Annotated in this window: 1 protein-coding gene; it reads left to right on the plus strand. The window is 54.4% G+C overall.

The window, feature by feature from the left end:
- On the plus strand, positions 1 to 344 hold a 344-nt coding region (locus tag Q0X97_RS11860; RefSeq protein WP_302067763.1), incomplete at both ends, for a type VI secretion system Vgr family protein.

Here is a 344-nt window from a genome sequence, read left to right on the forward strand (position 1 = left end):
GCGACAGTTCCCACCCCGACCACATCCCTGCCGATTGGAACACCCGCAACGTTATCCGTACTTGGGCCAACAACAAACTGCGGATGGAAGACAAACAGGGACAGGAACACATCAAACTGGCGACTGAATATGGCAAGAGCCAACTCAACCTCGGCCATATCGTCGATAGTCAGAGGCAGAAGCGCGGCGATAACGGCGAAGGCTTTGAGTTGCGTACCGACAGTTGGGGTGCATTGCGAGCGGGCAAAGGGTTGTTGATTTCTTCAGACGGCCAAAGCGGAGCACAGGGGGCAGTATTAAACCGCGACCAAGCCATCGCCAATTTGGAACAGGCATTGTCATTA

It is taken from the genome of Neisseria sp. MVDL19-042950 (genome assembly GCF_030504625.1).
Taxonomy (GTDB): domain Bacteria; phylum Pseudomonadota; class Gammaproteobacteria; order Burkholderiales; family Neisseriaceae; genus Neisseria.